Source organism: Tepiditoga spiralis, from assembly GCF_014701195.1.
Lineage (GTDB): Bacteria > Thermotogota > Thermotogae > Petrotogales > Petrotogaceae > Tepiditoga > Tepiditoga spiralis.
Window position 1 is genome coordinate 2,262,563 of record NZ_AP018712.1, and the last position, 13,184, is coordinate 2,275,746.

Genomic DNA, 13,184 nt, shown 5'->3' on the forward strand with positions numbered 1-13,184 from the left:
GTTCTTTTTTATTAAATTATACCACAAAAAAAAGCCGCACGAGCGACTTTTTTTTAATTTATTTTTTATCTAATGCTAATTTTTCTTCATGGTTTTCATATCTTCTCATTCTTGTTTCGTAATTATACACTCCTCTTTTTGAAGGCCATTTTTCAGAATAACCTTCATCTATCCACAACTTGTCAGCGTAAACTTTCCAATCTGCAGCTAATTTATCTAATTCTGGTGCTAAGTCTGTTATAGTTCTTTCTGAACCTGGATGTTGAGGAATTGCATTAAATTTATTTACCATAGATCTAAATACTTTTGGATTATCTATAATAGGACATGGTCTAAATAAATTATCTGAATATGGTATAGTTCTTTTATATGCTTCAAAAAATGGTGATTTTAATATTTCTAATACAGTTTTATCTCTTATGTTATCAACTGCGAATTGTTGGAAAACACATGGTTCTGCAAATCCTTTTGCATTTATATGTAAATATTTTGATCCAGCTGCTAAACATCCATGAGTTAAGAAACCATGATTCCAAAAGTCAGCAACAAATGCAAACTTACCGCCAAGTCTTAATTCTTCTAACTTTCTAAATCTCTCTAATCTTTGTTCTGCTGAAGGAACTAAGTCCATAGTAGCATCTTTTCCAACAGGCATAAATTGAAATACCCAAGAAAATGCATTTCCGTTATCTTTTAAGAAGTCCCAAAATTCATCACTAATAATTAAATCATGGTTTTTACTGGTAGCAGTTACAGAAGCACCATATACAACTCCATATTTTGTAAGTAAATTCCAAGCATTTTGTATTTGTTTAAATACACCTTTTCCTCTTCTCCAATCTGTCATTTCTTCAAATCCCTCAACAGATATTGCAAGAGTTGCATTTCCTAATTCTGAAAGTCTTTTTGCTTTTTCTTCATTGATTAATGTTGAGTTTGTATAAATCATAAAGAATGAATCATCAAATTCTTCCAGCATTTCAAATAAATGTGGATAAACAAAAGGTTCTCCACCTGTTATTATAAAGAAATAAATTCCTAAATCATTGAATTGTCTTATTGTATCAAATAATTCATCTTTAGAAAGTTGATATTTGTGACCGTAAAGTGCTGAATAACATCCAACACATCTTAAATTACAAGCATAAGTTGGAGAAATTATAGCTAATTTTGGTAAAACAACTTTATGTTCGTGCATTTTTTCTTGTCTTACTTTTTCACCTATTGCAAATTCATTGATTATGAGATTATTTATTATTTTCTCAACTTGTTTTGGACTTGATTTTTTAAATAATTCAGCCCAATTAACTAACATTGGATCGTGATTTTCAGCACCTTTTGCAAGTTTTACAATACCACTTTTAGTTGGTTCTTTTGTAAATTTAGATAAGGTCCAGAATAATTTTGCAAGTTGTTCAACATCTGATTTTCTAACAACATTTGTAACTAACTTCGAAACTTGTTTCATCATCATGTTTTTCATAGAATCCATCAATGACATAATTACACCTCCAAAAAAATTAATTTATTTTTTGTATATTTTTAAAATCATTTCTTTAAAGTCATTTTCAATATCATCTTTACAAAAATTAACCCCAAGAGCTTTATATATTGCTAATCCATCAAACATTGCATGAATCAATAATGATTTTTGCCTCGAACCAAAGACAGTTTCAAAAAAATCTAATGTTTGAGAATAATATGTTGAAAAAATGTTAGTTAATTCTTCCATCATTTCCTCATCATGTATGGAACTTATTAGTATTTCAAGTATTTTCATTAAATCTTTTGATGGAAATTTATTTAATATTTCTGAATATGTATTTAAAATAAAGTCAGCTTTTTGTGGGATAGAAACATCTTTTGTTTCATAAATAAAGGTTTTTTTTAATTTTTCAACTAAAATTCCAAATGCTGATATTATTAAAGAATTCTTATTTTTATAATATAAGTATAAAGTTCCTTTTGAAACATTACATTTTTGAGCAACATCTTGCATTGTAAAGTTATTTAAACCTTTTTCTGTAATTAATTCTATGGCTTTTTCAGCTATTAATTTTTTTTTTAGTAATTTTTTTTCTTTTTTCATATTTGCCATACAATGCACCTCAATAAATTATTTTTTAATTGACTGACCGTTTAGTCATTTTTATTATACATTAATTTTATCTCATAATGCAATTATGAGTTTTTTTATCTAAAATAAATAAGTTTAGTTTTTTTTCACTTTTTTTTGTTTATAATAACAAAAAAAGATACATGATCAAAAAAGTTTATTTGTAATTAAAAATTATTATAATTGTTTCAAAAAACAATTTATTCTTTATAATTTTTTCTTTAATAAACAACTTTCTACTTTTATGGTATAATACCTTTTAGGAGGTTAATAGCATGAAATTTATACATTTTTTCAATTCATTATTTTTTACTCTAGTATTTTTTGTAGGTTTCTTATTTTATGTTGGAATATATGGTGAAATAGTTTATCTTATATACCTAATTAAGTTGAAAAAAAATAAAAAAGAGGCCTTGGAATTTTTGAAAAAAAGAGCAGTAGTTTTTAGTAAAGCAACTTTTAAATTTACAAATTGTCCAGTAAACTTAATTGGAAAAGAAAATATACCAGATAATGGTCCATATGTTATTGTTGGAAATCATCAAAGCCTTATGGATGGACCGCTTGTTATTGGATTTATTGCTCCAGTTATTTTTATTTTGAAAAAACAAAATATGAAAGTACCCTTCATTTCAAAGTTTTTTAAAGCCTTAGATTTTATTCCCGTTGATAGAGATGATCCAAGAAGTGGTGCTATTACTTTAAGAACATTTGCAAAAGAATTGAAAGTAAATAAATCTATAATTTCAGTTTTTCCAGAAGGCACACGTACAAACAATGGTGAAGTTGGAAAATTTAAAGAAGGATCTTTGAGTGTACCTTATAAATTCAATATTCAAATACTTCCAATTGTAATAGATGGAACTTTTAATATGATGAAAAAAAATAGATTATTGCTAAATCCAACTAAAATAAATTTAAAAGTATTAAAACCATTACAGCCAAAGGATTTCGAATCTGAAAAGATTTTAAGTGATTACATTAGAGATTTAATCATAAAAAACAAAAATAACTTGTGATATAATTTTATGGAGGTAAAAAAATGGATTTAATTTTAGTAAAGACAAACGAAATAGCTTTAAAAAACAAAAATAAAAAATTTTTTGAAAAACAACTCATTTACAATATAAAATCTAAACTTTCTTCAAGATATACAATTATCAAAAAGTTCAATAGAATTTATTTAAAACCAAGAGCTAATGTAATAATTGAAGAAAATGATTTTAAGCTATTAAAAAAAGTTTTTGGCATTCACGCTTTTTCACCAGTTTATAAAGTTGAAAAAAATATAGAAGATATTTTTGAAAAGGCATTGTATATTGCAAAAAAAATATCTAATAAAGATAATAAAACTTTTAAAATAATAACAAAAAGGTCTGACAAAAAATTTTATCTTGAAAGCCAAGAAATATCTGCAAAAACAGGAGAATTTATTTTAAATAACTTACCCAACCTAAAGGTTAAAATGAAAAACTATGATTTTTCAATAAATATTGAAGTACGTGATGAAGGTGCTTTTTTATATTCAGAAAGTATTACTGCTTATGGCGGATTACCTGTTGGAGTTTCTTCTAAAGGTAGTTTATTGTTGTCTGGAGGTATAGATAGTCCAGTTGCAGCAATGCTAATGTTAAAAAGAGGAATGGTTTTAAATGCAATTAACTTTATGAGTCCTCCTTATACTGGTAAAAAATCATTAGATAAAATTATTAAAATTGCTTCAAAAATTTCGGAATATTCAATAATGCCTTTTTATCTTTACTCAATACCTTTTACAAAAGTACAGCTTGCAATAAAAGATTCAAATGCTGAAAGATATTCTATAATTTTACAAAGAAGATCTATGATGAGAATTGCTTCAAAAATTTCACAAATTACTGATACAAAAGTTTTAATAACTGGAGAAAGTTTAGGTCAAGTAGCTTCTCAAACAGTTGAGAATGCATTATCAATTTCTGATGCTTCTAAAAGATTAATTTTTAGACCGTTAATCGGATTTGATAAAGAAGAAACTATACAACTTTCCAAAAAATATGATTTATATAATTTATCTATATTACCTTATGAAGATTCTTGTACAGTTTTTGTTCCTACAAGACCAGCAACAAAATCAAAGATTGATATTTTAAGGAATTTAGAAGAAAAAATTCCAAATCTCGAAGAATTAGAAAAAGAAGTAATTAATTCTTCAGAAAAATTTGAGTTTATAGATGGTGAATTAAAAAAGATAGAAGATTTTGTTAAAATAAAAGGTGGAGTATTTTAAGGATTTTATCTTTTCTTCAGAGGAGGATTAAATGGAGAATTTTAAAAAGGAATTTAATAATTATATAAAATTATACTTTGAAAATAATAATATTGAAAATAAATACTTTAGAGAAAGTTTATTTTATAGTATGATTAATGGTGGCAAAAGATTACGCCCATGGATAATTAATGAAATAGGAAAATTTTTAGATATAGATAAAAATATTCTTTTAGATATAGGATTAGCTGTTGAAATCTTACATACTTCTTCTTTAATACATGACGATTTACCTTCTATAGATAATTCTAATTTAAGAAGAGGAAAGTTATCAAACCATATGAGATTTGATGTTCATACTGCTATACTTTCTGGTGATTATGGATTTATTGTCCCAAATAAAATAATTTTAAACTTACCAATAGAAGATAATTTAAAGATAAAAGTTTTAGATATGTTTTTGTCAACATCTTTAAAACTTTTTAGTGGTGAAATGAATGATGTTGCATTTGAAAAATATTCTTTAAATCCAACTTTAGATGAGATTATTAAAATGTATGAATATAAAACAGGAGTAATGTTTGGTTTTAGTTTTGCTGCTCCCTTTTTAATTGTCAATGATTCAAAAAAAGCTAAGAAATTTTATGAAGTTGGAGTTAAATTTGGATTGGCATTTCAACTTTTTGATGATTTGAAAGATTTAAAAGGAAATTCAAAAATTCTTGGAAAAGATGTAAATAAAGATATAAATAAATTAACAGCATTAAAACTTTTGGGAGTTACTAAAACAGAAGAAAAATCTAATGAATTTTTTAATTCTTGTATTAAAACTTTAAATGAGTATAAAATGAATAATTTTTCTGAAAAATTAATAAGTTTAAAAAAATTAATACAAGAAAGATAGGTGATAATTATGAGTCCAAAAAAAGAAAAAAAAATAAAAAAATCAAAAAAGGATAAAAAAGAAAATTTAGATAAAAAAAAGAAATTATCTTTTGACTTTATAAAAAAAATAAAACTTTATTTAAACAGATTAAAATTTAAATTAACAAGAAAAAATATAATTATAATGTCAATTGGTTTAATTTTTGTTATTGGGTTAATAATAGGTATAAATTATTTAAATTCAATGGTAAAACAAAAAGAACAAGCACACCAAAAAATACTTTCACAAGATTTGAAGGTTATCATACCAGATGGTGCTTTTCCTTCAAAAAAAACTTTTGATATTGTAGAACTTTCAAAAGATTCCATCGAATATCAAAATTTAGTTTCTATGGCAAATTTTACTGGAAAAATTTATTATGTAAAACCATCTGATGGTAAAGAAGAATCTTCATTGAAACCTATAATAGTTCGTTATAAAATTCCAAAAAAACTATATTTTGGGGATAATTATACAAATTTTTCATTGGCTTATGCTAACGATGATGATCCACCTATAATATCTGAATTTTCAGGATGTAGAATAGTGAAAGATGGAAATGATTATTATATTGAAGCTGAAACATTTCACTTATCTAAGATTGGATTAATTCAAAAATCTCCAAAAGAAGCTTCTTATGGATTAAGGACATTAGTTGAAAAACCACCTTCAATAAAAAATGATATAATTTTAGTGGGTGGATCTGATCTAAATTTTTCTGGATATTTATCTAACACAAAAACCGCTACAGATCCCTATGGTAAAAATCTTTGGAGTGTTTTATTTCCAGATAGAACTATATGGAAATATAATTATCCAATGGTTGAAACAAAGAGTAAGCTTTATTATGATTCTTTTTTAGCTTTTTTAATGAGAACAGGTCAAAATAGTTATATAGAATTTGAAGCAAAAAGATTGGCGCAAGAATTAAAACGTCTTCCTAATAGAACATTTGATATAATAGCTCATGGTGTAGGCGGATTAATTGCTAGAATGGCTATTGAATCTGATCCAGATATTAAAAATGTTCAAAATATTGTATTAATTTCTACTCCAAATAAAGGAACTAATATAGCAAACCCTTTGTTTTTTAATGTACTTTATGGAAAAAATATATCAGATTTAAGTAAAACATTTGGAATAAATGAAAGAACAATGGTATCAATTGAACATAATGTAAATTTTTATATTGAACAAATAAATAGTTATTATAAAGAAATAATGCCTAATTCATATGTTTTGAAAAAATTAGATTCTTTTGGATTAAGAAAAGATATACACTATATGGCTATTGCCGGTAGTGTTACAGGATTAAATGAAAGTATAAAAGGATCTATTTTAGAAAGATTTTATCCAGAATTTTTACATGGAGATGGAATAGTTACAATAGATAGTGCATTGAATGACAAATTTGAAAAAAATCTATTATTCAAAAAAAGTTTTTTTGAAATTTATACCGATCCTAAAATTTTAGATTCCATAAAATTATTTTTGAATTCAAAAGTAGATAAGATAGTTATAAAGCCTTTTGAAAATGATAATTTCATTGAAACTTATAAAGAAAAAGAATTAGCAGAAAAAAAAGAGTTGGCTAAATCTTATAATTTTTTTAAGGTTCCTAACTCTTATTCGGAAAAAACATTTATATTAAAAAATAATGACTATGGAGTCCTAAAAGAAGATTATATAAAAATACAAAAATTAAAAAATAAGCTTTTCCTTGAAACGCCTAATGGTGTATACAATGACAAATTTGAAAAAATTTTAAATGTTAAAGTGCTTGGTGGAATAATTTACAATGGAAGATATTTTATTTCTGCACCGGATGGAATTTATGCAACAGATGAAACTGGTGGAGTTTTTGTAAAAGTATCAAATTCATTAATTACTTCAAATGAAGCATATTATCTTCCTAATAATGGGTTAATAACAGTATTTAATGAAGATATGTATTCTTCTGTTTACTTAGATAATTCTTTGATATCTAACAAATTTTTATTTAAAAAAATAAAAATTATAGACAAAGATGTATATTTTGTTTTTAACAATAAAATTTCAATTATTAATAATGGAAAGCTTTTAACAGTTTTAAATAAGGAGGATTTAATAAACAAAGGATTAAACAATTTTGGAGACTTTATTGACTTTGTACCCTATAAAAAACAATTATTTATTTTAACTTCTGATTATAAATTAATAATGTATGACACAGAATACTTTAAAACTCAAATTATAGGTAATCAAGATATAGGACGTCTTTCTTTATTTTTAAATAATGATACTTTATTAGTTTTTGGAAAAACAACATTAACAAAGATAAATTTAAAAGATAGAATTTTTAATGGTGATTATCAAAAATTTAAGAATGAAATTGAAGATGTATACTTTGATAATAAAACTTTTTATTTTATAACTAAAACATTGAGAGGTAATTTATTGTGGGATGGAAAAATAAATTAGTATTATTTTTAATCATTATTTTATTTGTAATTTCATTTGGAAATTATCAGACCGCCTATAACTATTATTTATCTGGAATAAAAGCTTATAGAGCAGGCTCTTATAAGATGTCTGAAACGCTTTTAGAAAAAGCGTTGTCAATTTCTTCTAAAATAGAACAAGATATTCCAGAAATAAAATTATATATTGGAATAGATGCTTTTCATAATGAAGAATATGAAAAAGCAAAGATATACTTATCACAATTTCCAGATAATGCTTTAGCATTAGAAATTTTAAAAAATATAAAAGAAAATAATTTAACTGAAAAATTAAATTTTGATTCTTTTAAATTAGATAAATCTCAACCAACCCCACAGAGTACAGATACAAAAAAAGAAAAATTTAATTTTGTAAGTTTTATAATGATTACTTTAATAGTATTTCTTTTATCAGCACTCTCAGGTTTTTTAGTTTTTTTTGTAATAAAAAAATTTGGATTTATGAATTCAACAGTTGAAGTATTATCTAACAATGAAAATGAAGATAATAACTTTCAAAATATTAAAAATATTTCAATTGAAGAAGTTATAAATTTAAAACTTGATAATGTTGAAAATATATGGAATAAATCTAAGGCTTTAAAAAAATTATTGAATGAAGTTGAAGGAAATCCACAACAAAATCTTGAAAATGACGAAGATATAGAAAATATGGATAAAAATATTTCTCAAAATTTAGAAGAAACAACTAATACAAAAGAATTATCTTCTAAGATAGATGAAAGTTTAAAAGATGCTAATATTGATGAACTTGAAAATTTGTTAGATGAACTTGAAGGAAATATTGAAAACAAAGAAGAAGTTCCAGAAATAGATAATTCTACAGATTTATTATCAGAAAATGTAGAAGAAGATGATGATGAAGAAAGAGAAAAATTTTTGAAAGAAAAACAAGAAGTTGAAGAAAAATTAAAAACAGTAGAAACTGCTATTGAACCAGATAAAACAATGAAGAAAAATTATGAAAGCTTCTTAAAAGAAGAAACTTCTGAATTTGAAAAAGAAGCTTATTTAGCAAATGGATTTAATTCAATAGTTGAAGATATAGAAAAAGATAATACAAATAATGGTTCAAAAGTTTATTCAAAAATTCAACTTGAAAAGATGTTTAAAACATTATTTTTTGAATTAAATAATGAAGAAAATATTTTATAAAATATTAATGGAGGTGTGAATTATATTTAAAGATAAGTTTTACTTTAAAATATTTATAACTATTATTTCAATTTTTTTATTTATTTCAATATTTATTCTTCCAAAAAGTTTTTCTGGAGAATGGTATTTTAATCCAATTTTATTTAAATTTGGAGTTTTAGAAACAAGGTGGTATGGTTTATTAATTGCCATTGCAGTTATGCTTGCAGTATCTATTGCAGAAAAGCAAGCTAAAAAAGAAAAAATTTTAGAAAATGATTTTTTTGGAGCTATTATTTTTGGAATTATTTTTGGAATTATTGGTGCAAGACTTTATTATGTTACTTTTAATTGGAATTATTTTTCTCAATATCCAACTGAAATAATAAAAACTTGGCATGGTGGTATGGCTATTCATGGTGGCGTTTTGGGATCTATTTTAGCTGCTTATATATATACAAAACGAAAAAAATGTTCTATGAAATTTTTACAATCATTAGATCTTTTTACATTTGTGCTTCCGCTTGCTCAAGCAATTGGAAGATGGGGAAACTTTATGAATCATGAAGCTTATGGTGGACCAACTGAGTTGCCTTGGAAGATGTTTATTGCATTAAAAGATAGAATGCCTGGATATGAATCTTACTCTTACTTTCATCCAACATTTTTATATGAATCTATTTTAGACTTATCTATATTTTTGTTTTTATTGTATTATATTAGGAATAAAAGAAATAGTTTTGGTGAAGTAACTGCTCTTTATTTAATTTTATATTCAATAGGAAGAGGTTTTATAGAAACTTTAAGAACTGATAGTTTAATGATATTTGGAATGAAAACTGCTGTTTTAATAAGTTTTATACTTTCAATAATTGGAATTGTTATGTTTATATATATAAAAAAAAAGGAGAATAAAAAATGAATATTGCACTTGTACAATATAAATCAAAAAAAGATTTTTATGAAAATAATGTTACATTAGAAAATTTTATAGATATATTAAGTGATATGAATATTCAAATATTAATTTTGTCTGGAAATTTTTCGGGAAATATAAACAAAGAAGAGTTTGAAGACTTAAAAGAAGTTTTATCTGCTATTTCAGAGTATAATGATATAACAATAATCGGTACAATAAAATTAAATGGGACATTAAAAACATTGATACAAGTACCTTACAATGAATTAACTGTTTTAGAAAAAACTAATTATGAATTAACTATGAATAAAAAAGTATTGAATATAATAAATCCCAACATAAAAATTGATGAACATATAAAAGAAGATAAAATAAACATAATATCAACAGTAATTTTAAATGAAGAGTTTAATAATACAATTATAGCTTTACCAGAAAATAGTAAAATAAATATAAATAATTCTCAAAAAACAGGTGGAAATCTTGAAGGATATATTGTTTTTAAAGTTTAGATTATTATTTATTATAATATTTATACTAATTTTTTTTCCAATTACTATTATTGTTTCAGATAAAGATAGCATTAAATTATATTCTACAGGTATAAACTTAATTGTGTTAAATACAAAAGATACTTTTAAGAGCAATACGTTCTTTTTTTATAAAAAAATACCTTATTTTAATTATGCAATTATAAACTTTAAAAATTCATTTTTAAGATTTTCAAATGAAAAATTTTTAATTCAAAAACAATCTAAATATAATTCTGCATATGTCTATTTTAATAAAAAATTTTATAAATATAAAAATTTTTATTCAGATAAAAAATGGATATTAAGTACCGTTGATAGTATATCTAATATTTTAAAAAAACTTTCTATTCCAACACAAAATTTGTTTTTTGTGTATACTGAAAACAGGTCATTTCATATAAATCCTAATGTTATGTTTGTAAATTCTAAAAAAGATATCGCTCATGAATATTCACATTATTATTTTGGCAATTTAATAGAACATAGTTCAAAAGATACTTGGCATGAAATACTATGTGAAACAAATTCTCTATTATACTTAAAAAGAAATAATATGGAAGAGTATTTGAATGAAGCTAATTTAAAAACTATTGGATATTACAAATTTCCATATGGGAAAAATATTTTAGAATTTATAAAACGTTTTAATTATAACTTTGATAAAATTATTGACTTTGAAAGTTTTTTAACAAAAAATTTTAAAAAGTTAAATGATAAAAAATTTAATTCCATACTTAAAAAGGAGGAATTCAAATGAAATTAACTTATTTAGGTCATTCTGTACTTTTAATAGAAGGGAGTATAAATGCTATTATAGATCCTTTTATTACAGGAAATCCTCAATGCACTGTATCTTTAGATTCAATAAAAAAGCTTGATTATATATTTGTAACTCACGGTCATGGAGATCATTTTGGAGATACAATTGAACTTGCAAAAAAAACGGGAGCTACTGTGGTATGTAATTATGAAATTGGATTATATTTACAAATGAATGGAGTTGAAAATATCCATTCAATGCATATTGGAGGATCAAAATCATTTGAATTTGGTAGTGTAAAATTAATTAATGCACTTCATGGTTCTTCAATATTTGATGGAAAAAATATTATTTATGCTGGAAATCCTTGTGGTTTTTTACTTGAAATAGATAATAAAAAAATATATCATGCAGGTGATACAGGATTAACTTTAGATATGAAATTATTAGAAAAATATTCAATTGATGTTGCTTTTCTTCCAATTGGAGGTAATTATGTAATGGATATTGAAGATGCAGCTACAGCTGCTTTTTTTATAAAACCAAAGTTAGTTGTCCCAATTCATTATAATACGTGGTCAATAATAAATGCAGATGCTAATCTTTTTAAATCAAAAGTAGAATCTTTAAAAATTAACTGTAAGATAATGTCCCCTTCTACATATATGGAAGTGTGATATAATGAAAAAAATACCTATACTACTTTTAATATTATTTTTGTATTCAAATGTTTTTTCATATAAATATATTTTTTTGTTTATTGCCGATGGGCTGGGAACAAATCATATTAATTTAGCAAATATTTATTCTGAATATAAATATAAAAAAACATTAAATATGGAAAAATTAAATAATTTATCTTTAATGACATCTTATAATAAAGTAATGGATACATCGGCTGTTATGACTTCTATAATGAGTTTTAATCAAACAAATAATGGAAATATAAATATTGATTATAATGGAAATAATATATTCCCAATAACTTATTATTTGAAAGATTCTGGATATAAAATAGCTTTGATAACTACAAAAAAATTAACTTCTGCTTCTCCAGCTAGTGCATATGCACACTCTACATTTAATAATAACAAAAATATTTCTAATCAATTATTAAATAGTAATATAGATTTATTAATTGGTGGTGGAAGAGTCGATCTTCCAAATTCAATAAATAATTTTGAATATAAACTACACATTCCAAATACTCCTTCTTTAAAACCAGAATTAATAGTTACTTCTTACTCAGATATGCCATATTTTATTGATAAAAGAAAATCTATGAACGTTATGCTAAATTATGCATTAAAAAAATTTAACAATAATAAATTTTTTATTTTAATAGATTCTTCTAAAATAGCAAATGCTTCAATAGCACATGATACTTATGCAATGATAAATGAATTAATAGATTTTGACAATTCAATAAGTTCCGCTATAGAGTTTTCAAAAAAACATATAAAAGATACCTTAATTATTGTTTGTGGTAGCCATGAAGCTGGTGGATTGAGTTTAGGCGATGGTTTTATAAATATAAAAAACATTGATATTCAAAAGTATTCTTATGAAAAGATATATAAAATAATGAAAGATTCTAAAAATTTTTATGAATTTTCAAAAAAATTCTCTTTTCCAATAGATTTAAAGAAGGAATATGATTTATCTAAAAATTCTACTACTTATTTAAATCCATTAACAAAAAAAGTTTTAAATTATGTAAATAAAATTTCTGGAATTAAATGGAGTACTTATGGATATACTGTTAATTATGTTCCTGTTTTTTCTAATTATAATTATAAAAATATAATAAAAAGTACAGAATTACTTTGGATTTTATATTCATTTTAATTTAATTAAGAAAAAAATTCAAGAATATGAAATTTTTTTCATTAACTGCAAATATTCTGTAATTTTTTTCATTAACCAGATGTAAAAGAGATATTTCATATTTTGAAAAAAAAATTAACTATTGTATAATGGCTTTGCAGGTCATCCAAAGAAGGTACCCTCCCTCCTAAAGTGATCTGTCCCCGGAAATTTTTACAGATTTG

12 protein-coding genes are annotated in these 13,184 nt (G+C 23.7%); 10 read left to right on the forward strand and 2 right to left on the reverse strand.

The window, feature by feature from the left end; translation table 11 throughout:
- Positions 1-58: 58 nt before the first annotated feature.
- Entirely contained in the window at positions 59-1,501 is a 1,443-nt protein-coding gene (locus IGS63_RS10535) for a radical SAM/SPASM domain-containing protein (protein WP_190614800.1), read from the reverse strand.
- 24 nt (positions 1,502-1,525) lie between these two features.
- A complete protein-coding gene (locus IGS63_RS10540; protein ID WP_190614801.1) occupies positions 1,526-2,098 on the reverse strand; it encodes a TetR/AcrR family transcriptional regulator in 573 nt (190 codons plus the stop codon).
- A gap of 293 nt (positions 2,099-2,391) precedes the next feature.
- On the opposite strand from IGS63_RS10540, the gene IGS63_RS10545 reads away from it, so the two are divergent.
- The 10 genes from IGS63_RS10545 (at position 2,392) to IGS63_RS10590 (ending at position 12,981) form a co-directional block, all read left to right on the forward strand.
- Complete coding sequence (locus tag IGS63_RS10545) at positions 2,392-3,135, forward strand: lysophospholipid acyltransferase family protein (protein WP_190614802.1); 744 nt, start codon at positions 2,392-2,394, stop codon at positions 3,133-3,135.
- Between the two features lie 23 nt (positions 3,136-3,158).
- Complete coding sequence (gene thiI / locus IGS63_RS10550; RefSeq protein WP_190614803.1) at positions 3,159-4,382, forward strand: tRNA uracil 4-sulfurtransferase ThiI; 1,224 nt, start codon at positions 3,159-3,161, stop codon at positions 4,380-4,382.
- 31 nt (positions 4,383-4,413) lie between these two features.
- On the forward strand, positions 4,414-5,265 hold the full coding sequence (locus tag IGS63_RS10555) for a polyprenyl synthetase family protein (RefSeq protein WP_190614804.1): 852 nt from the start codon (positions 4,414-4,416) through the stop codon (positions 5,263-5,265).
- A 9-nt stretch (positions 5,266-5,274) separates the two neighbouring features.
- Entirely contained in the window at positions 5,275-7,746 is a 2,472-nt protein-coding gene (locus IGS63_RS10560; protein WP_190614805.1) for an esterase/lipase family protein, read from the forward strand.
- On the forward strand, positions 7,725-8,942 hold the full coding sequence (locus IGS63_RS10565) for a hypothetical protein (RefSeq protein WP_190614806.1): 1,218 nt from the start codon (positions 7,725-7,727) through the stop codon (positions 8,940-8,942). The genes IGS63_RS10560 and IGS63_RS10565 overlap by 22 nt, the downstream gene beginning before the upstream one ends.
- 94 nt (positions 8,943-9,036) lie before the next feature.
- The gene (gene lgt, locus IGS63_RS10570; protein WP_420856928.1) at positions 9,037-9,843 is read left to right on the forward strand and encodes a prolipoprotein diacylglyceryl transferase; all 807 of its coding nucleotides are present in this window, start codon (positions 9,037-9,039) and stop codon (positions 9,841-9,843) included.
- A complete protein-coding gene (locus IGS63_RS10575) occupies positions 9,840-10,352 on the forward strand; it encodes a hypothetical protein (RefSeq protein WP_190614807.1) in 513 nt (170 codons plus the stop codon). The genes lgt and IGS63_RS10575 overlap by 4 nt, the downstream gene beginning before the upstream one ends.
- On the forward strand, positions 10,324-11,130 hold the full coding sequence (locus IGS63_RS10580) for a hypothetical protein (protein WP_190614808.1): 807 nt from the start codon (positions 10,324-10,326) through the stop codon (positions 11,128-11,130). The genes IGS63_RS10575 and IGS63_RS10580 overlap by 29 nt, the downstream gene beginning before the upstream one ends.
- The gene (locus IGS63_RS10585) at positions 11,127-11,810 is read left to right on the forward strand and encodes a metal-dependent hydrolase (RefSeq protein WP_190614809.1); all 684 of its coding nucleotides are present in this window, start codon (positions 11,127-11,129) and stop codon (positions 11,808-11,810) included. Before IGS63_RS10580 ends, IGS63_RS10585 begins: the two co-directional genes overlap by 4 nt.
- Positions 11,811-11,814: 4 nt before the next feature.
- Positions 11,815-12,981: an alkaline phosphatase gene (locus IGS63_RS10590; RefSeq protein WP_190614810.1), complete on the forward strand. Its 1,167-nt coding sequence runs from the start codon at positions 11,815-11,817 to the stop codon at positions 12,979-12,981.
- The last annotated feature ends 203 nt before the right edge of the window (positions 12,982-13,184 follow it).

Excerpts from the sequence above, each read along its gene's own strand:
- IGS63_RS10535 (WP_190614800.1), bottom strand. The coding sequence starts at position 1,501 with ATGTCATTGATGGATTCTATGAAAAACATGATGATGAAACAAGTTTCG.
- IGS63_RS10540 (WP_190614801.1), bottom strand. The coding sequence starts at position 2,098 with ATGGCAAATATGAAAAAAGAAAAAAAATTACTAAAAAAAAAATTAATA.
- IGS63_RS10545 (WP_190614802.1), top strand. The coding sequence starts at position 2,392 with ATGAAATTTATACATTTTTTCAATTCATTATTTTTTACTCTAGTATTT.
- thiI (WP_190614803.1), top strand. The coding sequence starts at position 3,159 with ATGGATTTAATTTTAGTAAAGACAAACGAAATAGCTTTAAAAAACAAA.
- IGS63_RS10555 (WP_190614804.1), top strand. The coding sequence starts at position 4,414 with ATGGAGAATTTTAAAAAGGAATTTAATAATTATATAAAATTATACTTT.
- IGS63_RS10560 (WP_190614805.1), top strand. The coding sequence starts at position 5,275 with ATGAGTCCAAAAAAAGAAAAAAAAATAAAAAAATCAAAAAAGGATAAA.
- IGS63_RS10575 (WP_190614807.1), top strand. The coding sequence starts at position 9,840 with ATGAATATTGCACTTGTACAATATAAATCAAAAAAAGATTTTTATGAA.
- IGS63_RS10585 (WP_190614809.1), top strand. The coding sequence starts at position 11,127 with ATGAAATTAACTTATTTAGGTCATTCTGTACTTTTAATAGAAGGGAGT.
- IGS63_RS10590 (WP_190614810.1), top strand. The coding sequence starts at position 11,815 with ATGAAAAAAATACCTATACTACTTTTAATATTATTTTTGTATTCAAAT.